Raw genomic sequence first — 25,202 nt, forward strand, 5'->3', positions numbered from 1 at the left:
CGAACGGTTCCGGTTACTCTGGCCCGATCAGGGCGCGGGTGGCACTCGCAATATCGTCAGCGCGCATCAGGCTTTCACCGACGAGGAAGGTGCGCACGCCGGCGGCTTCGAGCCGCTGGCAATCGGCGCGGGAATTGATCCCGCTCTCGCCCACGATCAGCGTGCCTTCGGGCATCAGCGGGGCGAGGCGTTCGGTGGTGGCGAGCGAGGTGGTGAAGGTCTTGAGGTCGCGGTTGTTGACCCCGATCAGGCGCGACCGGAGGTGTCTGGCGGCGCGTTCAAGCTCGGCCTCGTCGTGCACTTCGACCAGCACGTCCATGCCGAGTTCGCGCGCGGCGGCTTCGATCTCGGCCATGGCGCTGTCCTCCAGCGCGGCGACAATGATCAGGATCGCGTCGGCCCCGATGCTGCGCGCTTCGAGGCACTGCCAGGGATCGACCATGAAATCCTTGCGCAGCACCGGCAGGGCGCAGGCGGCGCGGGCGGCGACGAGGTAATCCTCGTGGCCCTGAAAATAGGGCGCGTCGGTGAGGATGGAGAGGCAGGCAGCGCCGCCCGCCTCGTAAGCGGCGGCGTGATCGGCGGGGCGGAAATCGGCGCGGATCAGCCCTTTGGAGGGGCTGGCCTTCTTGATCTCGGCGATCAGGGCATATCCGCTCGCGGCCCGCTGGCGCAGCGCTGCCTCGAAGCCTCTGGGCGGGGTCTGGGCGGCGGCGAGCGCGGCCAGCGCGGCGGGAGTGGTCGTAGCCTTGCGAGCGGCGACTTCCTCGCGCTTGGTCGCGCAGATTTCCTCAAGCTTGTTCATGTGTCTCACTTCGCCATATCGATCCAGCGTCCGAGCAGCGCCAGCGCCGCGCCCGAATCGAGCGCTTCTGCCGCCATTGCCGCCCGCTCGCGCCAGTCGGTGCCGCGCCCTGCAACCTGCAAGGCGCCTGCCGCGTTGAACAGCACCGCATCGCGATAGGGGCCGGGGGTGCCCATCAGCAGCGCCTTCAATGCGGCGGCGTTGTGCCTGGCGTCATCGCCGCGGATCGCCTCGATCGGAGCGTGGGGCAGGCCTGCCATGGCGGCATCGACCCGCTCCATGCGGAAGGCGTTGCCGGTGACCACCGCGACCTCGTTGCCGCCCGCGAGGCTGAGTTCATCAAGGCCTTCATCGCCCGAGACGATCAGCGACCGTCCGGTGCCGAGCCGCGCCAAGGCGCCGGCATAGATCGGGACATAGGCGGGCCGGGCAATGCCGATCAGCTGGCTTGCGACCTTCGCGGGGTTCGACAGCGGGCCCATGAGGTTGAAGATGGTACGCTGGCCGATCCGCACCCGGATGGGCTGGATGCGCGCCATCGCCGGGTGGTGGTTCTTCGCGAAGAGGAAGCAGATGCCGATCTCCGCAAGGGTCTTCTCCGCGGTGCGCCCGGCTGCATCCATGTCGAGGCCCAAAGCCTCCAGCGTGTCCGCCGCGCCCGCTTTCGAGGATGCGGCGCGGTTGCCGTGCTTGGCGACCGGCACCCCGCAGGCCGCGACCACGAGGCTGACGGCGGTCGAGACGTTGAGGGTGTGGTGCCCGTCACCCCCCGTGCCGCAAACGTCGATCGCGCCTTCGGGGGCCGCAATCGGGATCAGCCGCGCGCGCAGCGCCCGCGCTGCCCCTGCGATTTCATCCGAGGTTTCCCCGCGGGCCGACAGGGCGACGAGGAAGCTCTCGATCTCCGTCTCGGAAGGCGCGCCGTCGAGCAGCACGCCGAAAGCAGCCTCGGCCTCGCTTTCGGTCAGCGGGGTGGTGACATCGGGCAGCAGGCTCATGCGCGCAGCCTTTCGGGCAGCACCGGCTCCAGCCCGCAGGCCCGCACGAAGTTGGCGAGCAGCGCATGGCCGTGCTCGGTGGCGATGCTTTCGGGATGGAACTGCACCGAATGGATCGGCAGTTCCGCGTGGCGGAAGCCCATCACGCTCGGGTGATCGGCCCCCGGCGTCCCGGCATGGGCGTTCGCCACCAGATCGGCGGGCACATCCACCACTTCAAGGCTGTGATAGCGCGTCGCGATGAAGGGCGAGGGCAGGCCTGCGAACACCCCCGTCCCGTCATGCGTGACCGGCGAGGTCTTGCCGTGCATCAGCCCGCCGCGTTGCACCCTTCCGCCGAAATGCTGGCCGATCGCCTGATGGCCGAGGCATACGCCCATCAAGGGCTTGCCCGCATCGGCACAGGCCGCCACCAGATCGAGGCTGATGCCCGCCTCGTTGGGCGTGCAGGGGCCGGGCGAGATCAGGAAGCCTGCCGCATTGGTGCGCAAAGCCTCGGCGGCGGTCAGCGCGTCGTTGCGCTCGACCTGCACCTCGGCCCCCAGCTCCATCAGGTAATGGACGAGGTTGAAGGTGAAGCTGTCGTAATTGTCGATGACGAGAATCATGGCTGGCTCTCCCGCTTCGTCACCACGATGATCGGGCCGACGCGGCCCTTGTCCTGCCGGGCGGTGGCCGGGTTCCAGAGGCTCGACACCTGCCCGTCAAGATAGAGCGCGTTTGCCGCCTTCACCTCGTCGCGGAAATAGCGCGCCAGCTGCCCGAAGCTGATGTCCCCGCCCGAAATCACGAAATGCGCCTTGCCTCCGGCATCCACGCCCACACCGTTGCGGATCGCCTTGGATGGGCCGTTGTCCTGGATCATCGGGTGCAGCTTGCCATCGATCACCATCAGCGGGCCGGATTGCGTGCCGAATTGCGGGCGATCCTTCACCGTGTTGAAGAAGGTGTTGCTGCCCAGCACCTGCCATGTCCCGCCTGTGCCGAAGAACACGCCGTTGGGCTTCATGTAGAAATTGCCGCCGCCTTCACCGCGGTTGAGCTCTGCCAGCCGCTCGCCGTTTTCGACATAGTAGCCGATCGGCTTCAGATCATCGCCATACATCCCGCCATTGACGGCAAAGGCAATGGTGCCTTCATCCACGCTGGCGGCAAAGGCAGCGAGCGAGCCGAACGGCTGCTTGTCCGCGCCGAGATTGGCCATGGTGATGCGGTGCTTGGCCGGATCGGCGACGCAGTGCGTCAGCGGCACATCCTCGAACACCACCTCGCGGCAATCGGACGGACCGCGGTTGGGCGGCGGGGTGGGATCGGCCGCAGGCGTCTCCTCCACCGAGCCATCGAGCACGGTGCGCACCACAGGTTCGCCCGCAGGCGCCTCCGAACAGGCAGCCGCCAGCACGGCAAGGCCTGCGGCAAAAGCAAAGCGGCGCATCATTGCCCGTACCCCGGTTCGCCCGCGACCCGCACCGCTTCGCGCGCGGCGGCGATCAGCGCGCCGGCCTTGGCGCGGCATTCGGCAAGTTCGTAATCGGGATCGGAATCGGCCACGATCCCCGCGCCTGCCTGCACGTGCATCACCCCGTCCTTCACCACTGCGGTGCGCAGGACGATGCACGAATCAAGGCTGCCGTCGGGCGCGAAATAGCCGACCCCGCCGGCGTAGGCGCCGCGGGTTTCCGGTTCGAGGCTCGCGATGATCTCGCACGCCCTGATCTTGGGCGCGCCGGACACTGTCCCTGCGGGAAAGCCTGCGAACAGGGCGTCGAGCGCGTCCTTGTCTTGCGCCAGCTTGCCCACCACGTTGCTGACGATGTGCATCACGTGGCTGTAGCGTTCGATGGTGAAGCTGTCGGTGACGGTGACGCTGCCCGCTGCCGCCACGCGGCCCACATCATTGCGGCCCAGATCGAGCAGCATCAGATGCTCGGCGCGTTCCTTGGGATCGGCGAGCAGGCTGGCCTCGTTGGCGTCATCTTCGGCGCGCGATTTTCCGCGCGGGCGCGTTCCGGCGATCGGGCGGATGGTGACCTCGTTCTCCCCCGACGCATCGGGGCGCACCCGCACCAGGATTTCGGGGCTGGAGCCGACCAGCGCGAAGCCCGGCAGATCGAGGAAATAGAGGAACGGCGAAGGGTTCACCCGCCGCAATGCGCGGTAGAGCGACAGCGGCGGCAGGGGGAAGGGACAGGTGAAGCGCTGCGCCAGCACCACCTGGAAGATGTCGCCGGCAAGGATGTAGTCCTTGGCCTTCAGCGCCATGGCCTTGTAATCCTCGGCGGCGATCACCGGCGCGAGATCGGGCAGGGTGGCGGGCAGCTCTGCGGTAGTGGTGGCGGGCGCGGGCTGGCCGAGCTGGCTCAGCGCTGCATCGATCCGCTCGCCTGCGCGTTCAACGGCAGCGGCAGGGTCGCTCGCTTCCCACACCGGCGCGATGGCGAACAGCGCATTGGTCAGCCCGTCGAACACCAGAATGACCGTGGGGCGCACGAACAGCATGTCGGGCAGGTCAAGCGGGCTGTCGGCGGCGCGGGGCAGGGTTTCGACGAGGCCGATGGTCTCGTAGCCGAGATAGCCGACAAGGCAGGCAAGGGCGGGCGGAAGGCCTTCTGGCATCGGGTCGATCCGGCAGGCCGCCGACAAGGCGCGCAGTTCGGCCAGCGCATCGCCTGTGCAGGGCACAAAAGCCTCGCGGTCGGTGCGCCAGTTGCGGTTGATCTCGGCCGAATTGCCCTTGGCGCGGAACACCAGATCGGGGTCGATGCCGAGCAGGCTGTAACGCCCGCGCACCTCGCCGCCTTCGACCGATTCGAGCAGGAAGTCCCCGCGTCCCGGCACGATCAGCCGCCGCGCCGCGCCCACCGGCGTGTCGCTGTCGGCGATGATCCGCCGCCACACCAGCGCGGCCCGTCCTTCGGCGAGGGCAGCGGTGGCGGCAGCGGCGTTTTCGGGCAGTCCGGCGGCAGGCAGGGTCACAGGCTCTCCGGGCCTTGCGCTTACTGTTCGCCCGACAGCTGCTTGCGCACGGCTGTCAGGGCGGCTTCGTTGCGGGTGACGCCCAGTTCGGTGCGCATCGCGGCGGTCGCCTGACGCAGGTACTCGTCCGACAGGGCGAGCCCCAGCTGCTGGCGGGTCTGCGTCACCAGCCCCGGTTCGCTGTCGACGGGATCGGTGCTGATGTCGTCAAGGCTGACGACATACCAGCCCAGATTGCGCGGCGCTTCGAGCAGCTTGACCGATCCTTCGGCCATGCTGAACATCAGCACCAGCGGCGGGGGCAGGTTGCCCTGCTGGCGGGCGAGCAGCTGGCGGCGTTCGAGATTGATCGCCTCGCGCTCGAAACCGGGCTTGTTCTCGGCTGCCAGCGCGGCGGCGAGCGGGGTCTTGCCGCGCACCTTGCCGAGAATGCGGTCGGCTGCGGCCTTGGCGAGCTTGGCCCCCTCGGCGCGCTTCCATCCGGCGATGGCGGCATCCCTGACCTCGGCGAGCGGCGGCGCGGCGGCTTCCTCGATCCGGGCGACTTCGAAGATCACGAATTGCTCCCCCGGCACGACCTCGGCCAGTTGCGGCTCGCTTTCCTCCATCTGGAACGCGGTCTGGAGCACCGGCACCAGCTGCGGCACGATCTGCACGTCGGGGCGACCGAAGGCCTGTCCGTTGGCCAGCAGCGAGGGGGTGGTTTCGACCTTGAGCCCGTAAGCCTTGGCGACTTCGGCCAGCGCGGTGCCGCCGTCGATCTCGCTTTCGATTTCGGCGGTGAGATCAGCGACCGCAGCGCCGCGCTTTTCCACGGCGAGCTGCTGGGTGATTTCGGGCGTCGCCTCGGCAAGGGTGCGGGCCGGTTTGCGCTCGACCTGGTCGACGCGGGCGACATACCAGCCGAGCGTGCCCTGCGCCGGTTCGACGATCCCGCCCTGCGCGGCCTTGAAGGCGGCTTCGGCAAAGGCAAAGCTGGTTGCGCCCGACATGGCCTCGCGGTCACGCAGCTCGCTGGCCGAGGCGGTGAACCCGGCCTCGCGCGCTGCGGCTTCGAGCGAGGTGCCACCGCGGATCTTCGCCACCAGCGCCTTGGCCGCATCCTGCGTCGGCACCACAAAGCTGGTCACGGCGCGGCGCTCGCTTGCCTGATACTTCACCGCATCGCGCTTGTAACGGGCGGCAATTTCGGCGGCGGTGGGGGTCGCATTCACTTCGAGCGAATCCTCGCCAAACACCGCAAAGCGCAGCGTGCGACGTTCGGGCCGGATGAATTGCGAGCGGTTGTCCTTGTACCACGCGACAAGCTGCGCGTCGGTCGGGTTGCCCGCGGGCGCGAATGCGGCGCTGGGGATCAGCGCGATCTCGCCCTTGCGCCGCTCCAGCACCAGTGCGGCATATTGGCGCGCGATCTTTTCGGGCAGCTGCGGCGCGGCCACGGCGGGCTTGAGCAATTGCTGCTCGATCAGCCCGTCGGTCAGATCGCGGCGGAAAATCGCGTCGGTCAGCCCCTGCTGGCGCAAGGCCGCCTGATAGGTCTGCACGTCGAATTCGCCCGTCAGCCCGCGGAATGCGCTGATCTGGAGGATTTCGCTGTTCACGAGGTTCTCGCCCGCACGCAGGCCGTATTTCTCGCCATAGGTGCCCACCGCATAGCGATCGATCAGCTGCTTGATCACCTCGTCCAGCCCGCCTTCGGCGATGAAGCCGGGCATGGTCAGCGTCGGGTTCTGTCGCCGCACCTGATCGAGCGCGGTGTTGGCCGCCATCGTCACGTCCGAAACCGGAATGGCCTCGCCGCCGACCACGGCCGCCCGGTCGGCGTTGGAGACCCCGCCGAAGGTGCCGGTGCCCGAAATGTCCGAGGCGGCAAAGGCCAGCGCCATCAACGCAAGAAACGCCATCACGATCGGCAGGCCGATCTTCGACTGGAAAAAGCGGCGGAAGAACGAAATCATTGCGTTTGTGACCCCATCGGAGGCTGGTTACGGGCGGAACAGGGCATTGCCCCGCCGGGTTTGCCGCGAAGGTCTCGCGGTGCGTCGGGCGCTTTATAGGCCCTGCGACCCTGCGGCAACAGGTTCGGTCGCGTTTTGACTAGCAAGTCTTCCTCGTCTAGCGGACGCGGCCCCGGAGCGATACTAGCGGCCAAAGAATCGCAAGGCCGCTCCGCCATCCTCTCGTTACAAGGTGCATAGAAAACCATGACCCGCCGGCCCTATATTGTCGGAAACTGGAAGATGCACGGCACCCGGTCGATGCTGTCGGAAGCGCGGGCGATCGACCGGGCGGCCCAGCGTCATATGAAAGTGGAGGTCGCGCTTGCGCCGCCTTACACCCTGATCCACCCGATCCACCGCGAAGCGGAACAGATCGCTGTCGGCGCGCAGGATTGCCACCATGCCGAAGGCGGCGCCTTCACCGGCGATATCTCCGCCGCGATGATTGCCGATGCCGGGGCCAAGTTCGTGATCCTCGGCCATTCCGAACGGCGTCAGGGCCATGGCGAAAGCGATGCGCTGGTGCGGGCCAAGGCCGAAAGCGCGCTGGCGGCGGGCCTGCGTGTGATCATGTGCTGCGGCGAAAGCGCTGAAACCCGCGAATCGGGCGAGGCCGTGGCCTTCGTGCAAGGCCAGCTCAAGGCTTCGCTTCCTGCTGCCGATGCCATGCCGGCCGATATCGCCGAGCGGCTGACGGTCGCTTATGAACCGATCTGGGCGATCGGCACCGGCAATGTCGCCACCACCGAAAACATCGCCGAAATGCACGGCGCGATCCGCGCCCTGCTGGTCGAACTGTTCGGCGAGGAGCAGGGGGCCGAGGTGCGCATCCTCTACGGCGGTTCGGTGAAGCCGGAAAACGCCGCCGAAATCTTCGCGGTTCCCGAAGTCGGCGGGGCGCTGGTGGGCGGGGCGAGCCTCACCGCCGACAGTCTGATGGGCATCGCGCTGGCTGCCAGCGAGCCGTTCGACAACTGATCCGCCTGCACAGTGCGCCGGCGATTGTCGCGGCGCACTTGTCGCGGGCGCGCTGTGGGCTTACATGGCGCGCAACACGCACAACCGGGGCCACCGCGCCCCTTGCCACGAGTTTATTGCATGTCCCTGTTCATTTTCCTCACCGTGATCCAGGCTCTGGTGGCCGCCGCACTGGTCGGCGTCATCCTGATGCAGCGTTCGGAAGGGGGCGGGCTGGGCATCGGCGGCAGTCCTTCGGGCGCGCTCGGCGCACGCGGCGCGGCCGATTTCATGACCCGCGCGACCAAGTGGCTGGCGGTGACCTTCGTGGTGATGTCGATCGTGCTGGCCGCGCTCGCCGTGCGTGAAAGCCGCGTGGGCGGGGTGACCTCGACGCTGGACCGTGATGTGCAGACCGGCGGCGCCGCCCCTGATCTGCTCGCCGATCCTGCGGCAGCCCCGGCGGCGGCTCCTGCAACCGCAGCACCCGAAGCGGCTCCGGCTGCTCCCGCCGGCGAGGATCCGCTCGCCGAATAAGCGGCGCGGCGGGCGGCTTTCGCTCCGTCATCCGAACAGCATTGTGGATGGCGCACATCGCGCCACCGCAAATCGCTTGCCCCGAATCCCTCTCGACGCTTAAGGCCCAACTCCCATGGCGCGGTTCATTTTCATCACCGGCGGCGTGGTCTCCTCGCTTGGCAAAGGTCTCATGGCAGCCTCTCTGGCGGCCCTCTTGCAGGCGCGTGGCTACAAGGTCCGCATCCGCAAGTTCGATCCCTATCTCAACGTCGATCCGGGCACGATGAGCCCGTATCAGCACGGCGAGGTCTATGTGACCGACGACGGGGCCGAGACCGATCTCGACCTCGGGCATTATGAACGCTTCACCGGCGTTTCGGCGCGGCAGAGCGATAACATCACCTCAGGGCGCGTCTATCGCGACATCATCGCCAAGGAGCGGCGCGGCGACTATCTCGGCGCGACCGTGCAGGTGATCCCGCACGTGACCGACGCGATCAAGGCCTTCGCGCTGGCCGATCAGGGCGATCACGATTTCATCCTGTGCGAAATCGGCGGGACGGTGGGCGACATCGAATCGCTGCCCTTCATGGAAGCGATCCGCCAGCTCAGGAACGAGCTGGAGCCGCTCCAGACCCTCAGCGTCCACGTTACGCTGGTGCCCTACATCAAGGCTGCGGGCGAGCTGAAGACCAAGCCGACGCAGCATTCGGTGCGCGAACTGGCGAGCCTCGGGATCAAGCCCGACATCCTGCTGTGCCGCGCCGAACACCCGATCCCCGAGGGCGAGCGCCAGAAAATCGCCAATTTCTGCAACGTGCGCAAGGAAGCGGTGATCCAGGCGCTGGACGCGCCCTCGATCTACGCGGTGCCGCAGCAATATCATGCCGAAGGGCTCGACGCCGAAGTGCTGCGCGCTTTCGGCATCACCGATGCGCCCGCGCCCGACCTTTCGGCGTGGGAGGATGTGACCGACCGCCAGTTCAATCCCGAAGGCGAGGTCACCATCGCGGTGGTCGGCAAGTATGTCGGGCTTCAGGATGCCTACAAGAGCCTCAACGAGGCGCTGGTGCATGGCGGCCTTGCCAACCGGGTCAAGGTCAACATCAAGTGGATCGACGCGGAAATCTTCGAAGGCGACGACGAATCGCAGATCATCGCCGCGCTTGAACCGATGCACGGCATTCTGGTCCCCGGCGGCTTTGGCGAGCGCGGCAGCGAGGGCAAGATTTCGGCGGTGCGCTTTGCCCGCGAGCGCGGCGTGCCGTTCTTCGGCATCTGCCTCGGCATGCAGATGGCCTGCATCGAAGGCGCGCGCGCGGCGGGGTTCGACAAGGCATCCTCGACCGAATTCGGGCCAACCGATACGCCGGTGGTGGGCATCATCACCGAATGGATGACGAAGGAAGGCCTCCAGCAGCGCGAAGAGGGCGGCGATCTGGGAGGCACCATGCGTCTGGGCGCCTATCCGGCGAAGCTCAGCCCCAACAGCCACACCTCGCGCATCTATGGCGGGGCCGAGCTCATCTCCGAGCGCCACCGCCATCGCTACGAGGTCAACAGCGCCTTCATCGAGCCGCTGGAGAAGCAAGGCCTGATCTTTGCGGGCATGAGCCCTGATGGTCTGCTGCCCGAAATCGTCGAGCGTCCCGACCATCCGTGGTTTGTGGGGGTGCAGTTCCACCCCGAGCTCAAATCGCGCCCGTTCGACCCGCACCCGCTGTTTTCCGGCTTCATCGCCGCTGCGCTGGAACAGTCGCGCCTCGTGTAACCGGTCCTTCCGGTTTGTCAGACGGTTACGGTTTTTAACTGCCGATCGTGCCCTTCGCGGGCGCCTGATCTAAGGTTAAAACGCAGCAAAGATTTGCAATCGTTTGTTTCTCAAGCCTAACTTTTGATGTCGCATCCTTACAAGTTTTCAAGATTAGCCTTGCGTGTTGTTACCATTCCGCATTACACGAAGCCTCGCATTCAGGCTTTGATAGGGCCCTGCTGCTAGACCGGCAGGGTTGGCTTTCCGGAAATTGCGGAAGGTCGAGGCAGATGGGGATGACATACCCCATGCCCCTGTTTTGACGAGCTTGTCCGGTTTTGTCCGTCTTCTGCGACCCGGACGGATAGGATCGGATAGGGCGACGCAAGTCGCGGGGGCGGATCGCAAGATCCGCCCCCTTACTTTTTGCCGATATTGAAACCGGGCAGGATCAGGCCGCGCTGGCGGTGTCGTCGCTGTCGATGCTGGGCACGGCGGTCAGCGTGGCGGTGCCGCCGATCGCGATCTTGCGCGGCTTCATTGCGTCGGGCACTTCGCGCACCAGATCGATGATGAGCAGGCCGTCAGCCAGATCGGCGCGCTCCACCCGCACGAAATCGGCGAGTTCGAAGCGGCGTTCAAACCCGCGGTTGGCGATGCCGACATGGATCAGTTCGGAACCGTCCTCGATCTCGTCGCGCTTCTTGCCCTGCACGACCAGCAGGTTCTGCTGCGCGGTGATGTCGATATCGCCGGCGCGGAAACCCGCCACGGCGAGCGTGATGCGGTAATTGTCCTCGCCCCGGCGCGAGATGTTGAAGGGGGGGTAATTGTCGCCGGCATTGAGGCGCGCCTGGTTTTCGAGCAGGTCGAACAGGCGGTCAAAACCCACGGTGCTGCGGCGATAGGGGGTGAAATCGAAGCGTGACATGGTCGCAAATCCTCTGTGATCGAGCAATCTGGTTCTGGCGCGGGCCTGCCGGATGCAGCACCCGCCGTGCCGCCTTTTGCGTTTCCCGAGACTGGCGAAACGCGGCGACAGGGCCTATCTGGTTTGCAACTTCTCCGCTTTCAAGAGGACCCTGATGGCTGCCCCGCAGATCGATATCTACACCAAGTTCGGTTGCCCTTACTGCGTGCGCGCCAAGCGCCTGCTCGACCAGAAGGGCGCGGCCTACAATGAATATGATATCACGCTGGGCGGGCCGAAGCGGTCAGAAATGCTGGAGCGCGCGCCGAACGCGATGACAGTGCCGCAGATTTTCATCGGCGCCGTGCATGTGGGCGGATCGGATGATCTTCACGCGCTGGAGGCGGCAGGCAAGCTCGACCCGCTGCTGGCAGGATAGGGGCGGACGCGCCGATGCCGAAAATCGCCCTGCTCCAGATGACGTCGGGGATTGATCCCGAGACAAATCTTGCGGTCATCATCGATGCGGCGCGTACGGCTGCGAAGAACGAAGCGCGCGTCCTGTTCACGCCGGAAATGGCGGTTCTGCTCGACCGTGACCGGCAGCGTGCGGGACGGTGGATCACCCAGGACTGGGCACAGCGGTTCGAGGACGAGCTGAGTCTGGTCTCAGCCAAATTCCAGATCGACATTGCACTTGGATCGATGGCGGTGCCGAGTTACAGTCGCAAATGGGCCAACCGTTCGCACTACTTCCGGCAGGATAACCAGAATCCTGTCATATATGACAAGATACACATGTTCGATGTGGATCTGACGAGCGGTGAGAGCTGGCGCGAAAGCAATGCTTACGAGCCGGGCAGGGAGGTGGTCACCATCCCCGGCACGCCGCTCGGGCGGCTAGGACTTTCGATCTGCTATGATCTGCGCTTTCCTGCCCTGTTCGAAGAGCTGGGCAACCGGCGCTGTGATGCTATCGCCGTGCCTGCCGCCTTCACGAGGCCCACCGGCGCGGCGCATTGGCACGTGATGCTGCGCGCCCGTGCGATCGAAGCGCAGGCCTTCGTGATCGCGGCTGCGCAAGTGGGCCGCCATGACGACGGGCGCGAGACCTACGGCCACTCGCTCGTGGTCGATCCGTGGGGCGAGGTGCTGCTCGATATGGGAGGAGAGCAGCCGGGGCTGGCTTTCTGCGACATTGATCTGGTCCGTGCGCACGAGGTGCGGCGGCAGATCCCGGCCCTTGCCAACCGCCGTCCCATTCCCAAATCCTGATGCGCCATGATCGTTTTCGACCTCTCATGCAGCCAAAGCCACCGCTTCGAAGGGTGGTTCGGATCGTCCGCCGATTTCGAGGACCAGCGGCAGCGCGGTTTGCTGTCATGCCCGCAATGCGGCTGCGGCGAGGTTTCCAAGGCCCCTATGGCTCCGGCGGTTCCGGCCAAGGGCAACCAGCGGCAGGAGGTACTCCCCAGAGAGACCCGGCCGATGGCCAATACGCCCATGCCTGCCGAAGTGCAGAAGGCGCTCGCCGCGCTCGCCAAGGTGCAGGCAGAAGTGCTGAAGAACAGCACCTGGGTGGGCGACAAGTTCGCCGATGAAACCCGCAAGATGCACTATGGCGAGCGCGAGGAGGCCCCGATCCACGGGCAGGCGACGCTGGCCGAGGCCAAGGCGCTGATCGAGGAAGGCGTGGCCGTAGCCCCGCTACCGTTCCCGGTGGCGCCGCCCGAAAAGTTGAATTGAAAGGATGGGGAGGGGTGCTATGTGGGCAGCGGGACTCCGTAGCTCAGCCGGATAGAGCACCAGATTCCTAATCTGGGGGCCGCGCGTTCGAATCGCGCCGGGGTCACCATTACCCTGCCTGCCGCTGCCAGCGCCGCTCTGCATGGAAAGCCAGCGCCATCACGCAGCTCGACATCGCCAGCATCAGCGCGCAGGTTCCCGCCCATCCGCCCCATTCATAGACCGACGTGCCCAGCGCACTGCCGATCGCCCCGCCGATGAACATCACGACGATATAGCTGGTGGTCAGCCGGGTGCGGATTTCGGGGGCGAGGATGAACAGCGTCATCCGGCCGGTGACATCGATGCTCGGTCCGACCATGTTGACGATCAGCAGCGGCACCAGCAGCGCCCAGATGCTGAAGCCGAAGGGATAGAACAGCGCGATCCCGCCAAACTGAACGATTGCGGCCACCAGCCGGGCCTTGCGCGGGCCGACCTTGTCCGCCCAGCGGCCCAGCCTCGGGGTGGTGATGACGCTGATCGCGGCAATCCCGGCGAGATAGCCGACATCATCGGTGCCATATCCCATCACAGGGCCGGTCAGATGCAGCGCCAGCGCCAGCCAGCTGGCGGTGAAGATTCCGAAATTCAGCCCCTGTATGGCGGCAGAAATCCGCATGTCCGGATGCCTCGCGGCGAGCGTGAAGACCGAGGCGATGAGCGCGCCGTAGCCCGCCTGCGGCTGCTTGGCCGGGGTAACCTCGCTGCGCATGGCGAAGGGCAGGAACCCTGTCACCGCCGCCATCAACCCCAGCGCGATGACATAGACCGCGTGCCAATCGGCATACTCGGCAACCACCCCTGCGCCCATCCGCGCCACCAGAATGCCGAAGATCACCCCGGCGGTCAGCTGCGCGGTGACCTGTCCCAGCCGTTCGGGCGCAACCCGCCGCGATGCGAAGGCGGGGATCAGATAGGGGGCGATGGTGACGAAGCCCAGCAGGGTCGATGCGGCGGTGAACAGCGCGAAATCCTGCGCCAGCACCATGCCGCCAAGGCACAGGGTCTGCGCTGCGACGAAGATCAGGCACAGGCGGCGGTTGGAATAAAAATCCCCCAGCGGCAACAGCAGCAGGATGCCGAGCGCCAGCGCGAGCTGGTTCAATGCCGGCACAATCCCGATTTCGCCTGCGCCGATCCCGAAAGCGCGGGCGACATCGCCGATGATCGGGTGGATGTAATAGGCATTGGCCGTAACCACCGCGATGGTCAGCGCCAGCGCCCGTTCCTGGGTGCGGGTAAGAAAAGCTTGCGGGGATGACATGGCCGGCGCCCTATCGGATCGCCGCCGCCGTGTCAGCGGCGTGTTTTGGTAAGGGCTGGCATTCTCGGCAGGTGGACAAGCCGCGCACGGGCGGGCTAGCAGCCGCAGCGCCATCCGAGGAGAGACGACAGGCCATGACCACCCGTGAAAGCGACGAACTCGCCGAAATCCGCCGTGCCGTGCGGTCCTTGTGCGATGGCTTCCCGGGCGAATACTGGCGCGCCAAGGATGCTGTGCGCGAATATCCGGCAGAGTTCGTCGATGCGCTGACGCAGGCCGGCTTTCTTGCAGCGCTGATCCCGGCCGAACACGGCGGCAGCGGCCTCAGTCTTGCGGCGGCCTGCGTGATCATGGAGGAAATCCAGGCCAGCGGGTGCAACGGCTCTTCCGCCCATGCGCAAATGTACATCATGAACACCCTGCTGCGTTACGGCAGCGAGGAGCAGAAGGCGCATTACCTGCCGCGAATCGCCAGCGGCGAGCTGCGCTTGCAGGCCTTCGGCGTGTCCGAGCCGACCAGTGGCACCGACACACTCAGCCTCAAGACCCGCGCTGTGAGGGATGGTGACGACTATGTCATCAACGGCCAGAAAATCTGGACCAGCCGCGCCGAATACTCGGATCTGATGCTGCTGTTAGCCCGCACCACCCCCCGCGAGGAAGCGGCGAGCAGGACCGAGGGGCTGTCGATCTTCCTCGTCGATATGCGCGAAGCGGTGAAGAATGGCATGACCATCAAGCCGATCCGCACGATGATGAACCACTCCAGCTGCGAGGTGTTCTTCGACGATCTGCGCATTCCCGCCAGCGCGCTTGTGGGCGAGGAGGGGAAGGGCTTCCGCTACATTCTTTCAGGGATGAACGCCGAACGCATCCTGATCGCTGCCGAATGCATCGGGGACGCCAAGTGGTTCATCGAGAAAGCCACAGGCTATGCGAAGGACCGCAGCGTGTTCGCCCGCCCTATCGGCCAGAACCAGGGCGTGCAGTTTCCGATCGCCCGCGCCTATGCCCAGATGCGCGCTGCCGAACTGATGGTTCACCACGCCGCGCAGGTTTACGACGAGGGTGGCAATCCCGGCGCGGAGGCCAACATGGCCAAGCTGCTGGCATCGGAAGCCAGCTGGGCCGCCGCCGACATGTGCGTGCAGACCTTCGGCGGCTTCGGTTTTGCCGAGGAATATGACGTCGAACGCAAATTCCGCGAAGCCCGGCTCTACACTGTCGCTCCGATCTCGACCAATCTGATCCTGTCCTACCTTGCCGAACACGTGCTGGGCCTGTCGCGCTCCTATTGATTCGCTGCGCAGGCGGGGGAATTGCAGAAATTTTGGCGCACATCGGCGCAATAGTCTTGCAGCGGGGCGGCAAGTGTGATTCTGTCGATCATCGGCACAGGGGATCAGGCCAGCAATGCGCAACACCGGACCGGATAGCAGGCTCAAGCGGGGGCTGGCGCTGATTGCGCTGGTGCTGCTCGCAGGCTTTGCCGTGGCCGGGCCGACGGGGCTGCTGGCATGGAGTGAAAACCTCACCGCGCTCGAACAGCGCGAGGCTGAAATCGCCCGGCTGACAGCGCAGCGCGATGCCTTGCGCAACCGCGTGATGTTGCTCGATCCCGAAGCAGCCGATCCCGATCTCGCCAGCGAGCTGGTGCGCGAACAGCTCGGCGTGATGCGCGAAGACGAGGTTGTGATCACGCTCGAAGATGAGTGATTGCAGGCGGCTGTTGCTGCCGCCTGATTTCGTATGCGTGTTGCATTTTCCGCTACGGCTTGGCGTTGCGCGGGGGGCATGTCCCTGCCTATAGGGGATTGATGCGCGTCTCCTCCCCATGAGTGCGCCAGAGTGAGGGATCTGATCTTGGCCAAAAAGCCCGCAAAGACGTCTGCTGCGGCGGACGATACCGATTTTCTGCTGCATTCGCTGCAGGACGCCTTCGAAGCGAACAAGCGCTACGCCGCCACGGAAGCGGAAATGCTCGAATTCTACCGTCAGATGCTGCTGATCCGGCGGTTCGAGGAGAAGGCGGGCCAGCTTTACGGCCTCGGTCTGATCGGGGGCTTCTGCCACCTCTACATCGGGCAGGAAGCGGTCGCCATCGGGCTGCAATCGGCGCTCGATCCTGACCGTGACAGCGTGATCACCGGTTACCGCGATCACGGCCACATGCTCGCCTACGGCATCGATCCCAAGGTGATCATGGCGGAACTCACCGGCCGCGAGGCGGGGATTTCCAAGGGCAAGGGCGGGTCGATGCACATGTTCTCGACCGAGCACAAATTCTACGGCGGCCACGGCATCGTCGGCGCGCAGGTGGCGCTGGGCGGGGGTCTGGCGCTGGCGCACCAGTACAACAACGACGGGGGCCTGTGCCTTGCCTATTTCGGCGACGGCGCAGCCAACCAGGGGCAGGTCTACGAGACTTTCAACATGGCCGCCTTGTGGAACCTGCCGATCGTCTTTGTCGTCGAGGACAACCAATACGCGATGGGCACCGCGACCAAGCGCTCTTCGGCTGAAACCCGCTTCTACCGCCGCGGCACCGCGTTCCGCATTCCGGGCATGGAAGTGAACGGCATGGATGTGCTCGAAGTGCGCGCCGCTGCCGAAGTGGCCTTTGCCCACGTGCGCGCCGGCAAGGGCCCGGTGCTGATGGAGTGCAACACCTACCGCTATCGCGGCCACTCCATGTCCGATCCGGCCAAGTACCGCACCCGCGAGGAAGTGCAGGAACAGCGCGATCATCACGACCCGATCGAAGGGCTGAAAAAGACCCTGATCGAGGCAGGCAAGACCGAGGACGAATTGAAAGCGATCGACAAGGCGATCCGCGCCGAAGTGGCGGCTTCTGCCGACTTTGCCGAAACCTCGCCCGAACCGGGCGCGGCCGAACTCTACACCGATGTTCTGGTGGAGGCCTATTGAGCCATGGGTATCGAACTGAAAATGCCTGCCCTTTCGCCCACCATGGAGCAGGGGACCCTCGCCAAGTGGCTGAAGCAGGAAGGCGACCGGATCGAGCCGGGCGATATCATCGCCGAGATCGAAACCGACAAGGCGACAATGGAATTCGAAGCCATCGATGAAGGCGTGCTGGAAAAGATCCTTGTGCCCGCCGGAACCGAAGATGTGGCCGTGGGCGCGGTGATCGCGCTGATCGCCGGGGAAGGGGAGGCGGCTGCGCCCGCACCCGCACCCGCGGCAACGCCGGCTCCTGCCCCCGCCGCTGCTCCGGCCCCGGCGCCCAAGGCCGAAAAGCCCGCGCCGGTTGCCGCCGCTGCCGATCCCGCCATTCCCGCCGGCACGAACCTTGTCAGCACCACCGTACGCGAGGCGCTGCGTGATGCCATGGCCGAAGAAATGCGCCGTGATCCCCGCGTCTTCGTGATGGGCGAGGAAGTCGCCGAGTATCAGGGCGCTTACAAGGTCACCCAGGGGCTTCTGGCAGAATTCGGTCCCAAGCGCGTGATCGACACGCCGATTACCGAATACGGCTTTGCCGGGATCGGAACCGGCGCGGCGATGGGCGGGCTTCGTCCGATCGTCGAGTTCATGACCTTCAACTTCGCGATGCAGGCGATTGACCACATCATCAACTCGGCTGCCAAGACCAACTACATGTCGGGCGGCCAGATGCGCTGCCCGATCGTGTTCCGCGGCCCCAATGGCGCGGCGAGCCGCGTCGGCGCGCAGCACTCGCAGAACTACGGCCCGTGGTATGCCAGCGTCCCCGGCCTGATCGTGATCGCGCCCTATGATGCGGCCGATGCCAAGGGGCTGATGAAGGCCGCGATCCGCTGCGAGGATCCAGTGGTCTTTCTCGAAAACGAGCTGGTCTATGGCCGCAGCTTCGATGTCCCCGATGTCGAGGACTATGTCCTGCCCATCGGCAAGGCGCGGGTCATGCGCGAAGGCAAGGATGTCACCATCGTCAGCTATTCGATCGGGGTCGGCCTCGCGCTCGAAGCCGCCGCGACGCTGGCAGACGAGGGGATCGATGCCGAGGTGATCGACCTGCGCACCCTGCGCCCGCTCGACAAGCAGACCGTGCTGGCGAGCCTCGCCAAGACCAACCGTCTGATCGTGGCCGAGGAAGGCTGGCCGACCTGCTCGATCGCCAGCGAGATCATCAGCATCTGCATGGAGGAGGGCTTCGACCACCTCGATGCCCCCGTGATGCGGGTGTGCAACGAGGATGTGCCGCTGCCCTATGCCGCCAATCTCGAAAAGCTGGCGCTGATCGATGCCGCCCGCATTGCCGAGGCAGCCCGCAAGGTGTGCTACAAATAGTACCAGCGCGCTAAGATGCTGACGCATCACGCGCTGGAACTGCTCAGACGCCGCACGGGCTCATACCAAGGCGTGATGAGTCAAGCTCATCGCGCCTTGGTATAAGCGGCAGGCGCCGCCCGGTCTGTGATCAGGCCGGGCGGTTCGCCGAATAGACCGTGCAGCTGGCCTGCGGACCGCCGGCGTAGAGCTGCGTCAGGTCGCGCGAATCACGCACGTTGAACGCGGCGGTATAGATAATCTCGCGCCCTTCGAAGATGTCGAACGGGGTGAGCGAGCGGTAGTCATAGGCGACCTCGACAAACATCACCGCCGTTCCGGCGCTTGCCGTGATTTCGCGTCCGGCCACGCCCATGCCGGGGAAACCGGTGCCGGTCGCGCCTGCGCCTTGCAGGCCGAATGACGAGACATGCTCCTTGGCACCGCGGCAGCGCTGCCAGGCAATCCACTGCCCGCCCTGCGCATTGCGCTGGAGGCTGGAGACGATCACGCGGCCCTGCTGGAAGATATTGATCGTCTGGCCGAGTTTCTCCGCGCCGACGAAGGCCTCGTTCACGTCACGCTCGAACACCTTGCGTGCGGTCAGCACGTCCTGTTCGCCGATGCGCGAGGCGTTGTCGGCCATCTGCATCGCCAGCTGGCTGACCTGCATATGGGTGATCACATAATTGGCCGTCTCGGTCCCCAGCATCCCGAGACCGAGCATGATCGGGGCCGTGAAGGCGAACTCGATCATTGCCACGCCCGAAGTCTCGCAGCGCAGGCGTCTGGCGAGGGCGCGAAGGGGTTTGAGCGGAGCCAGTTTCATGGGCAGTTTCCTGTCTCGACCGAACGATCCTGCTCGTCGAAAGGCTGGTTGCGCAGCACGGTGGAGGAGCGCAGGGTGACCGTTTCGGGAAGGCCGGCAAGGCCATACATCGGGAACAGCCGCGGGTAGGTTACCACGGCGGTGTAGAGCACCGCGTCACGGGCACCGCCGATGCCGGCCTGACCGCGATCGGCATCCCAGCGCCCGTTGCCGTTATCGTCGGCAAAGACCTCGTTGCGGTTGCAGATGCCATCGCCATTCTCGTCGGTGAACTCCTCCGGTTCGCCGATGTCGCTGAAATCGAAGTGCGACAGGCGCTCGAAGGTCACCGTGGCCCCCGGCGGCACCACATTGAGCACCTGCTGGCGCACGCGGGTGTCCACCAGCGTCTGGCGACTTGCGGCGTTTTCCAGCGTCATGTCGCGCCCGGCCTTCTGCATTGCGCCGTTCACCAGTGCATTGGTGTATTGCGTATGGGCCATATCGAAGATGCCCATGACCAGCACGACCAGCACCGGGCCGACAAAGGCGAATTCGGTCAGGGTTGCACCGCTGCGGTCGCCCAGCAGGCGGCGCAACAGCGAGGGGCGGGATGAGCTCTTGCGGATCATGACGTAAGCCTCAGGGCTGCGATTTTCTGGGCGATTTCGCGGAAGGCGGCATCAAGCGCGGCATTGTTGTTCGCCTGGTAGGCACGTCCCGGCGAGGCACAGTCGGTCAGGCTCTGGGTCAGCGTGGTGCCGAAGGCGACCACCCAGACCGTGACGTTTTCCTGCCGCGCGGCCCGGCACGCCGCCTGGAAGCGCGCTTCGTGGCGGGCGAACTGGTCGGTCGAACCGTCAGCGGTCACGCGCCGGTCCCATGGCTCGATCCCGTAGGACGAATAGATCGATCCGCTCGGAGCAAGGGCGCCGTCGGTCATGAACACGATGTGGCGGGCAATCGCATCGCCGTTGGGCGCGGTTTCGTTGTCGGCCGCAAAGATGCCGCGCGGGGAGATGTAGCGTGCACCCCAGATCATGCCGATATCGTGATAGGTGCCCCCGAAGGCGACCAGCGAATTGACATAGCTCTGGAGATCGGACCGGCTGATCTCGCTGAGGCGGCGGGCTGCGCGCACACAGTTGGCAAAGGGCCGCCAGCCGTTGTTGTCACCGCTTGCGATGTTCGAGGTGGTCGCAACATTGCTGCTGTTGAAGCGCCGCCACACCGCATTGTTCAGCTGCGGCTTCCATTTCTGCGCTTCGGTCGAGGGGATCAGGTTGATGTTGAGATCGTTCGCGCCCGTCGGCAGCGGGTTGAACGAAGCGACATTGACCGAGTTGGCCTCTTCGATGCAGCCTTCCCATGTGATGGTCTGCATCGCGCCGCCGGTGCCGGTGGGCATGTTGATACGGTTGTCGTCATAAAGCGTTCGCAGATCGACCGCTTCCCAGCCTGCCGGGCTTCCCGCAGGGTTGGCTGTGCCGCATTGGTTGGCAACACCGGGGGTGACGCGGCAATAGATATAGTCTCGGAATTCGACCGTGGTGACCTCGCGCAGCTTGCGCACACGGCCACGGCACCCCGCACGGCTGCTGCTGCTGCCACCCGACCACACGTTGAGCACATAGTCGTCAGACAGAACCTGCCACTGCTCGTCACCGACCCAATATGTCTTGCCGTCCATGTTCTCGCAACGGCTTGAGTCGGTCGTATCTGCAAGCGTGGGGATGCCTGGGAAATTGTTGAAGCGGTAGTGATCCGTGTTGGTCGAGCCGAAATTGGTTGTCGAACGTGGCAACCATTCGACCTGATCGGAATAGGGCGTCCAGCGCGTCACGTTCTGGAAACGCGGCACCCGCGACTGGTAGCTGTGCGTATCGGCCATGTACTGGCGCGGAATGTCGAAGCCGACATTGACCGTCTGGGCATAGGGCAGCAGGCCATAACGCACCTGCGCGCTGGCCGAGGTCGATGCCTCGACCGTGTCGTAGAAGCCCATCACCGCGTTGCGCAGGCCGACGATCAGCGAGTTCGATGCCTCGACGTTGTTGTTGTTGCCGTTGGTGCAGCCCGCGATGTTGTTATCGGGGCAGTTCATCGAGCCGGTCACGTCGAGCACGAACATGATATCGGTGTTCGAGATGTTGATTTCGGCCGAACAGCTCACCGAGATGCCGAGGTCGCTGAATCCGAAAATGCCCATCAGCGTGGTCGGCAGGCGGCCGCTGGCAGTGCCGGTGACCACGCCCTCGCCATCGCTCGTGTAGTTGCGCTGGCGGTTTTCGGTCATGAACATGCCGTCGTTGAAGTTCTGGTCGAAGAAATTCAGACCGATCTGGCGGTGTTCGCTGGTGAAGGTGTCGTCGATCATCGCGCGGCGGGCGGCGAGCGCTCCGGCGTCGCACGCGTTCTGCATGCGCGAGGCGGCCATGTAGTAGCGGCTGGCATCAATCCCGCCGCCGACCATGGCGATGATCGGCACCATCGATGCGGCGGCAATCGCGATGGTGTTCGCGGTGCGATCATGCAGTAATGTGCGCAGGAACGGCTTGCGAACCGGTGTTTCTCGTTCCATTGACAGCGTGTCCTTCCCCTGACGTCCAGCCGAAAACGGGCGCGGAACTTTCAGATGCATCGGACCGCCTTAATCCACTCTGGTAAGCGGATTACCAAAGACCGTGGTTAGCAAAGGGTTAAGCGTCGCTATCGCAGTGTCTTAGCCGTCAGTGTACCGGTGCAGGACACTTCGCTTGCCGTTCGTGAAAAGCTGTGGTGAGGCGAGGGCATGACGACCTCCGAAAGCCCCGATATCCTCCCGCCCGAAGCCGGTCTGGCGCTGGCATGGACCCCTCAAAAGGTTCGCGGGGCATTAACCACAGCCCTTCAGCTTGACCGGCGGCTGGCGCGGATTGTCGCCCGCACGACCGAACCGATGCTGGGGCAGATGCGGCTTGCCTGGTGGCGCGAGGCGCTGGGCAAGCCGGTCGCAGATCGCCCGCGCGGCGATGCGGTGCTCGACGCTATCGGCGAGCACTGGCAGGGCGGCGAAGAGCGGCTCGTGGCGATGGTCGATGGCTGGGAAGTGCTGGTCACCGCCGAACAGCTCGGCCCTGCGGAAGCCGAAGCGTTCGGCACAGGACGGGCTGCCTTATTCAATGCTCTTCACGACGAACGGGACGCGGCAACGGGTCAGCGCGTCGCAGCAGCGGGACTGCGCTGGGCGCTCGCTGATGCCGCCGCCAGTCTGTCCGACACCGCCGAGCGCGAGGTTTTGCGCAAGGTGGCGCTGGGTGCGATGCGGCAGGGCGGGCGCCTGCCGGGCACACTGCGCGGCCTTGCCGTGCTCGAAGCGCTGGCGCTGCGTTCCCTGCGGCGCGGCGGGCGGCCCCTGATGGAGGGGCGGGGCAGCGCCCTTGCTGCCTTAAAGGCGGCTATCTTTCTGACCTGATTAGGTATATTCCCGTAAGTCCGTGCAGCAACAGGGGGCAGACCGTTGCGACAGGCAGTGATGGGCGTAGTGGGCGGGCTGGCGCTTGCCGGGATCGGAATGTTCTGGTGGCAGGGCCGTGCCGCCATCGAAAACAGCGCGCCGCCGCCGCCTGTTCCCGAAGGCCCCGCGCCCGATCCTGACAGCCTGCCGATTGCCGATCCCGGCACCTTGAAGGGCCCGGCGCCGCCCGAAGTGAGCGAACTCAGCCGCGAGGAGCAGCGCTTCTTCCGCTACGATCGCAATCGCGACCGGCTGATCACCCGCAACGAAATGCTTTCGACCCGCACCGATGCCTTCCGCGCGCTCGACAAGGATGGCAACAACCTGCTCACCTTCGAGGAATGGGCGGTGACCACTGTCCAGCGGTTCGAGAAAGCCGATTCCGACGGTGACGAGCGTCTCACACCGCGCGAATTCGCCTCGACCGCGCCCAAGCCTGCGGCGAAGAAACCGGCCTGCAAATGCTGATGGTTCAGGCGGGCACGGCCTCGCGGGTATCGGCGATCCAGCGCGCCAGATCGGCCTTGGCGCGCGCGGTGTAGGCCTCCTTGCGCACCTTCTTGCCGACGTCGTGAAGCGGCGGGAACAGGCCGAAATTGACATTCATGGGCTGGAAGGTCTCGGCCTCGGCATCGCCGGTGATGTGCGATAGCAGCGCGCCCAGCGCGGTGGTGGCGGGCAGGGGTTGCCAGTCACGTCCGGCCAGCTCGTGCGCGGCCATGATCCCGGCCACCAGACCGATGCTGGCGCTTTCGACATAGCCCTCGCACCCCGTCACCTGCCCGGCAAAGCGGATATGCGGCGCAGCGCGCAGCCGCAACTGCCGGTCGAGCACCTCCGGCGAATTGAGGAAGGTGTTGCGGTGCAGCCCGCCAAGCCGTGCGAATTCGGCATTTTCGAGGCCGGGAATCGTGCGGAACAGTTCGATCTGCGCGCCATATTTCAGCTTGGTCTGGAAGCCGACCATGTTCCACAGCGTGCCGAGCTTGTTGTCCTGCCGCAGCTGCACCACGGCATAGGGCCAGCGGCCTTGCGGAAATTCGGGCGTCACGTCGAAGGGATTGTCGAGCCCCACACCCTTCATCGGGCCATAACGCAGCGTTTCCCAGCCGCGTTCGGCCATCACCTCGATCGGCATGCAGCCGTCGAAATAGGGCGTGTCCTTTTCCCAGTCCTTGAAATCGCTCTTCTCGCCATCAAGCAGCCCTTGCACGAAGGCGCGATATTGCGCCTCGTTCATCGGGCAGTTGATATAGTCGCCGCCCTCGTTCGAGGCCGCGGTGGTCTTGTTCCAGCGTGACTGGATCCAGCATTTCGACATGTCGATGGAATCGCGGTGCACGATCGGGGCGATGGCATCGAAAAAGGCGAGCCGCTCGCTGCCTGTCGCCTTGACGATGCTGCCCGCCAGCGCTTCGGCGGTGAGCGGTCCGGTGGCAATGATGGTGAGGCCGGCGGCCGGCAGTTCATCCACCCGCTCGCGCACGATGGTGACATTGGGATGCCCGTGCAGCGCCTTTTCGACCTCGGCGGAAAAGACATCGCGGTCGACCGCCATGGCGCTGCCCGCCGGCACCCGCGCCAATTCGCCTGCCCGCATCACAAGGCTGTCGAGCATCCGCATTTCATGATGCAGCAGGCCGACAGCGTTTTTGGTGTCGTCATCCGAACGGAAGGAATTCGAGCAGACCAGCTCGGCCAGCCCGTCAGTCTGGTGGGCGGGGGTCATATCGCCGCTCCCGCGCATCTCCGACAGGCGCACCCTGAACCCGCGCCGGGCCAGCTGCCAGGCAGCCTCGCTCCCGGCAAGGCCGCCGCCGATGATGTGGACATCGTGATTTGTCGCAAGTGCTGTCATGGCGGGGCAGGTAATTGCGTGATAGCTCGCCTGCAAGCCCGATAGACGCACAGGGAGGCAGTACGGCAATGGCAAAGCAGGCGCTGATCGAACAACGCCCATGGCTGCTGGCGAGTATCGCGGCGGCGACGGCCTATTATTTCCTGCGCGACAATCCCGTAGGCGAGGGCACCTGGGGCCTGCTCGCCAAGGGGGCATCGGTCGGATTGCTGGCGCTTTATGCGCTGCTGCGCGTGCCGCACGGGCGGCGCGGACTGGACGGGGTGCTGCTGGTGATCGCGCTGGCGCTGGCATCGGCGGGCGATGTCGCGATCGAGCTCGATTTCCTTGTCGGCGGCGCCTTCTTCGCGGCGGCGCATGTGGTGGCTGTGGCGCTCTATCTCAGAAACCGCCATGCGCGCCCTTCGCCGGTGCAGAAGCTGATCGGCCTTGCCCTGCTGCTTGCCACGCCGGCGGTCAGTTACCTCTTGAGCGGTCAGCCAGAAATCGCGCTCTATGCCGCTTTCCTCGGTGCGATGGCGTCAGCGGCATGGATGAGCCACTACCCGCGCTACCGGGTGGGCACCGGCGCGGTGCTGTTTGTGGTGAGCGACTGGCTGATCTTCTCGCGCCTCGGTGCCTATGACCTCGCCCCGCTGCCCGATCTGTTGATCTGGCCGCTCTACTACGCCGGGCAAGTGATGATCGCGACCGGCATCGTGCAATGCTTGCGGGGCGAGCAGCCGGTCAGATAGCGCCTGCCGATTTTTCAGGCACACAGCAAAACGGGCAGGCGGCGATCACACCGGCTGCCCGTTT

25 protein-coding genes and 1 tRNA gene are annotated in these 25,202 nt (G+C 65.3%); 14 read left to right on the forward strand and 12 right to left on the reverse strand.

All coding sequences use genetic code 11. The annotated features are described in order from the left end of the window. Window positions 1-13: 13 nt before the first annotated feature. The 6 genes from trpC to ACU0AG_RS04575 are packed head-to-tail and all read right to left on the reverse strand — an operon-like array spanning window position 14 to window position 6,737. Window positions 14-805, reverse strand: coding sequence for an indole-3-glycerol phosphate synthase TrpC (trpC, locus tag ACU0AG_RS04550; RefSeq protein ID WP_482781072.1), 792 nt, complete (start codon window positions 803-805; stop codon window positions 14-16). Window positions 806-810: 5 nt separating this feature from the next. Continuing rightward, a complete protein-coding gene (gene trpD, locus ACU0AG_RS04555) occupies window positions 811-1,803 on the reverse strand; it encodes an anthranilate phosphoribosyltransferase (RefSeq protein WP_482781073.1) in 993 nt (330 codons plus the stop codon). After that, window positions 1,800-2,411, reverse strand: a complete 612-nt coding sequence (locus ACU0AG_RS04560; RefSeq protein WP_482781074.1) for an anthranilate synthase component II — start codon at window positions 2,409-2,411, stop codon at window positions 1,800-1,802. Before ACU0AG_RS04560 ends, trpD begins: the two co-directional genes overlap by 4 nt. Further along, window positions 2,408-3,241, reverse strand: a complete 834-nt coding sequence (locus ACU0AG_RS04565) for a phosphodiester glycosidase family protein (RefSeq protein WP_482781075.1) — start codon at window positions 3,239-3,241, stop codon at window positions 2,408-2,410. Before ACU0AG_RS04565 ends, ACU0AG_RS04560 begins: the two co-directional genes overlap by 4 nt. Next, window positions 3,238-4,779, reverse strand: a complete 1,542-nt coding sequence (locus ACU0AG_RS04570; RefSeq protein WP_482781076.1) for an anthranilate synthase component I family protein — start codon at window positions 4,777-4,779, stop codon at window positions 3,238-3,240. The genes ACU0AG_RS04565 and ACU0AG_RS04570 overlap by 4 nt, the downstream gene beginning before the upstream one ends. Window positions 4,780-4,799: 20 nt before the next feature. Then, window positions 4,800-6,737 carry a peptidylprolyl isomerase gene (locus ACU0AG_RS04575; RefSeq protein ID WP_482781077.1) on the reverse strand — a complete coding sequence of 646 codons (1,938 nt, stop codon included), beginning with the start codon at window positions 6,735-6,737 and terminating at the stop codon, window positions 4,800-4,802. Between the two features lie 246 nt (window positions 6,738-6,983). Here ACU0AG_RS04575 and tpiA point away from each other — a divergent pair, with 246 nt between their 5' ends. From tpiA to ACU0AG_RS04590, 3 genes are all read left to right on the forward strand, one after another. Further along, on the forward strand, window positions 6,984-7,757 hold the full coding sequence (gene tpiA, locus ACU0AG_RS04580; RefSeq protein WP_482781078.1) for a triose-phosphate isomerase: 774 nt from the start codon (window positions 6,984-6,986) through the stop codon (window positions 7,755-7,757). Between the two features lie 120 nt (window positions 7,758-7,877). Continuing rightward, window positions 7,878-8,273, forward strand: a complete 396-nt coding sequence (gene secG / locus ACU0AG_RS04585; protein ID WP_482781079.1) for a preprotein translocase subunit SecG — start codon at window positions 7,878-7,880, stop codon at window positions 8,271-8,273. A gap of 115 nt (window positions 8,274-8,388) precedes the next feature. After that, window positions 8,389-10,026 (forward strand): CTP synthase, encoded by a 1,638-nt coding sequence (locus tag ACU0AG_RS04590; protein WP_482781080.1) that lies wholly within the window; start codon window positions 8,389-8,391, stop codon window positions 10,024-10,026. 433 nt (window positions 10,027-10,459) lie between these two features. On the opposite strand, the gene ACU0AG_RS04595 is transcribed toward ACU0AG_RS04590, so the two are convergent. After that, window positions 10,460-10,939 (reverse strand): Hsp20 family protein, encoded by a 480-nt coding sequence (locus ACU0AG_RS04595; protein ID WP_482781081.1) that lies wholly within the window; start codon window positions 10,937-10,939, stop codon window positions 10,460-10,462. A gap of 154 nt (window positions 10,940-11,093) precedes the next feature. On the opposite strand from ACU0AG_RS04595, the gene grxC reads away from it, so the two are divergent. The 4 genes from grxC (at window position 11,094) to ACU0AG_RS04615 (ending at window position 12,773) form a co-directional block, all read left to right on the forward strand. Continuing rightward, the gene (gene grxC, locus ACU0AG_RS04600) at window positions 11,094-11,357 is read left to right on the forward strand and encodes a glutaredoxin 3 (RefSeq protein ID WP_482781082.1); all 264 of its coding nucleotides are present in this window, start codon (window positions 11,094-11,096) and stop codon (window positions 11,355-11,357) included. Window positions 11,358-11,371: 14 nt separating this feature from the next. Continuing rightward, complete coding sequence (locus ACU0AG_RS04605; protein WP_482781083.1) at window positions 11,372-12,193, forward strand: carbon-nitrogen hydrolase family protein; 822 nt, start codon at window positions 11,372-11,374, stop codon at window positions 12,191-12,193. A 6-nt stretch (window positions 12,194-12,199) separates the two neighbouring features. Then, a complete protein-coding gene (locus ACU0AG_RS04610) occupies window positions 12,200-12,664 on the forward strand; it encodes a DUF1178 family protein (protein WP_482781084.1) in 465 nt (154 codons plus the stop codon). A 32-nt stretch (window positions 12,665-12,696) separates the two neighbouring features. Continuing rightward, window positions 12,697-12,773 (forward strand) — tRNA-Arg (locus tag ACU0AG_RS04615). Here the strand turns inward: ACU0AG_RS04615 and ACU0AG_RS04620 are convergent. Beyond that, window positions 12,774-13,970 carry an MFS transporter gene (locus ACU0AG_RS04620; RefSeq protein ID WP_482781085.1) on the reverse strand — a complete coding sequence of 399 codons (1,197 nt, stop codon included), beginning with the start codon at window positions 13,968-13,970 and terminating at the stop codon, window positions 12,774-12,776. It lies immediately after the preceding tRNA gene. 134 nt (window positions 13,971-14,104) lie between these two features. Between ACU0AG_RS04620 and ACU0AG_RS04625 the strand changes: the two genes are divergently transcribed. The 4 genes from ACU0AG_RS04625 to ACU0AG_RS04640 all read left to right on the forward strand — a co-directional run bounded on the left by ACU0AG_RS04625 (window position 14,105) and on the right by ACU0AG_RS04640 (window position 18,263). Next, window positions 14,105-15,268, forward strand: coding sequence for an acyl-CoA dehydrogenase family protein (locus ACU0AG_RS04625; RefSeq protein ID WP_482781086.1), 1,164 nt, complete (start codon window positions 14,105-14,107; stop codon window positions 15,266-15,268). A 115-nt stretch (window positions 15,269-15,383) separates the two neighbouring features. Continuing rightward, on the forward strand, window positions 15,384-15,686 hold the full coding sequence (locus ACU0AG_RS04630) for an FtsB family cell division protein (protein ID WP_482781087.1): 303 nt from the start codon (window positions 15,384-15,386) through the stop codon (window positions 15,684-15,686). Between the two features lie 147 nt (window positions 15,687-15,833). After that, window positions 15,834-16,898 (forward strand): pyruvate dehydrogenase (acetyl-transferring) E1 component subunit alpha, encoded by a 1,065-nt coding sequence (pdhA, locus tag ACU0AG_RS04635; protein WP_482781088.1) that lies wholly within the window; start codon window positions 15,834-15,836, stop codon window positions 16,896-16,898. A 3-nt stretch (window positions 16,899-16,901) separates the two neighbouring features. Continuing rightward, entirely contained in the window at window positions 16,902-18,263 is a 1,362-nt protein-coding gene (locus ACU0AG_RS04640; protein WP_482781089.1) for a pyruvate dehydrogenase complex E1 component subunit beta, read from the forward strand. A gap of 130 nt (window positions 18,264-18,393) precedes the next feature. On the opposite strand, the gene ACU0AG_RS04645 is transcribed toward ACU0AG_RS04640, so the two are convergent. The 3 genes from ACU0AG_RS04645 to ACU0AG_RS04655 are packed head-to-tail and all read right to left on the reverse strand — an operon-like array spanning window position 18,394 to window position 21,631. Next, window positions 18,394-19,071, reverse strand: coding sequence for a TadE/TadG family type IV pilus assembly protein (locus ACU0AG_RS04645; protein WP_482781090.1), 678 nt, complete (start codon window positions 19,069-19,071; stop codon window positions 18,394-18,396). Continuing rightward, window positions 19,068-19,682, reverse strand: coding sequence for a TadE/TadG family type IV pilus assembly protein (locus tag ACU0AG_RS04650; protein ID WP_482781091.1), 615 nt, complete (start codon window positions 19,680-19,682; stop codon window positions 19,068-19,070). Before ACU0AG_RS04650 ends, ACU0AG_RS04645 begins: the two co-directional genes overlap by 4 nt. After that, window positions 19,679-21,631, reverse strand: coding sequence for a pilus assembly protein TadG-related protein (locus ACU0AG_RS04655; RefSeq protein WP_482781092.1), 1,953 nt, complete (start codon window positions 21,629-21,631; stop codon window positions 19,679-19,681). The genes ACU0AG_RS04650 and ACU0AG_RS04655 overlap by 4 nt, the downstream gene beginning before the upstream one ends. Window positions 21,632-21,841: 210 nt before the next feature. Here ACU0AG_RS04655 and ACU0AG_RS04660 point away from each other — a divergent pair, with 210 nt between their 5' ends. Both ACU0AG_RS04660 and ACU0AG_RS04665 read left to right on the forward strand, forming a co-directional pair. Beyond that, a complete protein-coding gene (locus ACU0AG_RS04660) occupies window positions 21,842-22,504 on the forward strand; it encodes a hypothetical protein (RefSeq protein WP_482781093.1) in 663 nt (220 codons plus the stop codon). Between the two features lie 60 nt (window positions 22,505-22,564). Beyond that, the gene (locus ACU0AG_RS04665) at window positions 22,565-23,014 is read left to right on the forward strand and encodes an EF-hand domain-containing protein (RefSeq protein ID WP_482781397.1); all 450 of its coding nucleotides are present in this window, start codon (window positions 22,565-22,567) and stop codon (window positions 23,012-23,014) included. Window positions 23,015-23,018: 4 nt separating this feature from the next. Here ACU0AG_RS04665 and trmFO read toward each other — a convergent pair whose 3' ends face one another. Next, the gene (gene trmFO, locus ACU0AG_RS04670) at window positions 23,019-24,404 is read right to left on the reverse strand and encodes a methylenetetrahydrofolate--tRNA-(uracil(54)-C(5))-methyltransferase (FADH(2)-oxidizing) TrmFO (protein ID WP_482781094.1); all 1,386 of its coding nucleotides are present in this window, start codon (window positions 24,402-24,404) and stop codon (window positions 23,019-23,021) included. Between the two features lie 68 nt (window positions 24,405-24,472). Here trmFO and ACU0AG_RS04675 point away from each other — a divergent pair, with 68 nt between their 5' ends. Then, a complete protein-coding gene (locus ACU0AG_RS04675; RefSeq protein ID WP_482781095.1) occupies window positions 24,473-25,138 on the forward strand; it encodes a lysoplasmalogenase family protein in 666 nt (221 codons plus the stop codon). The last annotated feature ends 64 nt before the right edge of the window (window positions 25,139-25,202 follow it).

This window comes from Erythrobacter sp. RANMB8 (assembly GCF_056848235.1).

Bases quoted from the DNA above. Each gene is read 5' to 3' on its own strand.
- trpC (WP_482781072.1), bottom strand. From the start codon at position 805: ATGAACAAGCTTGAGGAAATCTGCGCGACCAAGCGCGAGGAAGTCGCC.
- trpD (WP_482781073.1), bottom strand. From the start codon at position 1,803: ATGAGCCTGCTGCCCGATGTCACCACCCCGCTGACCGAAAGCGAGGCC.
- ACU0AG_RS04560 (WP_482781074.1), bottom strand. From the start codon at position 2,411: ATGATTCTCGTCATCGACAATTACGACAGCTTCACCTTCAACCTCGTC.
- ACU0AG_RS04565 (WP_482781075.1), bottom strand. From the start codon at position 3,241: ATGATGCGCCGCTTTGCTTTTGCCGCAGGCCTTGCCGTGCTGGCGGCT.
- ACU0AG_RS04575 (WP_482781077.1), bottom strand. From the start codon at position 6,737: ATGATTTCGTTCTTCCGCCGCTTTTTCCAGTCGAAGATCGGCCTGCCG.
- tpiA (WP_482781078.1), top strand. From the start codon at position 6,984: ATGACCCGCCGGCCCTATATTGTCGGAAACTGGAAGATGCACGGCACC.
- secG (WP_482781079.1), top strand. From the start codon at position 7,878: ATGTCCCTGTTCATTTTCCTCACCGTGATCCAGGCTCTGGTGGCCGCC.
- ACU0AG_RS04590 (WP_482781080.1), top strand. From the start codon at position 8,389: ATGGCGCGGTTCATTTTCATCACCGGCGGCGTGGTCTCCTCGCTTGGC.
- ACU0AG_RS04595 (WP_482781081.1), bottom strand. From the start codon at position 10,939: ATGTCACGCTTCGATTTCACCCCCTATCGCCGCAGCACCGTGGGTTTT.
- grxC (WP_482781082.1), top strand. From the start codon at position 11,094: ATGGCTGCCCCGCAGATCGATATCTACACCAAGTTCGGTTGCCCTTAC.
- ACU0AG_RS04605 (WP_482781083.1), top strand. From the start codon at position 11,372: ATGCCGAAAATCGCCCTGCTCCAGATGACGTCGGGGATTGATCCCGAG.
- ACU0AG_RS04610 (WP_482781084.1), top strand. From the start codon at position 12,200: ATGATCGTTTTCGACCTCTCATGCAGCCAAAGCCACCGCTTCGAAGGG.
- ACU0AG_RS04620 (WP_482781085.1), bottom strand. From the start codon at position 13,970: ATGTCATCCCCGCAAGCTTTTCTTACCCGCACCCAGGAACGGGCGCTG.
- ACU0AG_RS04625 (WP_482781086.1), top strand. From the start codon at position 14,105: ATGACCACCCGTGAAAGCGACGAACTCGCCGAAATCCGCCGTGCCGTG.
- ACU0AG_RS04630 (WP_482781087.1), top strand. From the start codon at position 15,384: ATGCGCAACACCGGACCGGATAGCAGGCTCAAGCGGGGGCTGGCGCTG.
- ACU0AG_RS04640 (WP_482781089.1), top strand. From the start codon at position 16,902: ATGGGTATCGAACTGAAAATGCCTGCCCTTTCGCCCACCATGGAGCAG.
- ACU0AG_RS04645 (WP_482781090.1), bottom strand. From the start codon at position 19,071: ATGAAACTGGCTCCGCTCAAACCCCTTCGCGCCCTCGCCAGACGCCTG.
- ACU0AG_RS04650 (WP_482781091.1), bottom strand. From the start codon at position 19,682: ATGATCCGCAAGAGCTCATCCCGCCCCTCGCTGTTGCGCCGCCTGCTG.
- ACU0AG_RS04655 (WP_482781092.1), bottom strand. From the start codon at position 21,631: ATGGAACGAGAAACACCGGTTCGCAAGCCGTTCCTGCGCACATTACTG.
- ACU0AG_RS04660 (WP_482781093.1), top strand. From the start codon at position 21,842: ATGACGACCTCCGAAAGCCCCGATATCCTCCCGCCCGAAGCCGGTCTG.
- ACU0AG_RS04665 (WP_482781397.1), top strand. From the start codon at position 22,565: ATGGGCGTAGTGGGCGGGCTGGCGCTTGCCGGGATCGGAATGTTCTGG.
- trmFO (WP_482781094.1), bottom strand. From the start codon at position 24,404: ATGACAGCACTTGCGACAAATCACGATGTCCACATCATCGGCGGCGGC.
- ACU0AG_RS04675 (WP_482781095.1), top strand. From the start codon at position 24,473: ATGGCAAAGCAGGCGCTGATCGAACAACGCCCATGGCTGCTGGCGAGT.